Raw genomic sequence first — 220 nt, 5'->3', positions numbered from 1 at the left:
AGCATCATAAACTTCCTGTGCCAGTTTTACACCTGCTGCATCATATATGTATTTGATGTATTGTCCATCTGTTTTAGTTACTCGCTCTGGCAGGTTCAGATAATTGTATTCTATGGAGGCGATGCCCTTGTTTTGATCCTTGATCATGTTACCATTCTTATCATAGGTATAATCAGGGTCAGCTGTGGTGCCTGCATGGCCATTGATAAAGCCTGTGCTT

At 41.4% G+C, this 220-nt stretch carries 1 protein-coding gene; it reads right to left on the bottom strand.

Annotated features, from left to right (window positions below):
* A partial coding sequence (locus E1140_RS21055; RefSeq protein ID WP_185153293.1) for a hypothetical protein occupies nucleotides 1–220 on the bottom strand: 220 nt, incomplete at both ends.

It is taken from the genome of Fulvivirga lutimaris, from assembly GCF_009711525.1.
Classification (GTDB): Bacteria; Bacteroidota; Bacteroidia; order Cytophagales; family Cyclobacteriaceae; genus Fulvivirga; species Fulvivirga lutimaris.
This window is presented reverse-complemented; position numbering and strand designations above follow the sequence as displayed.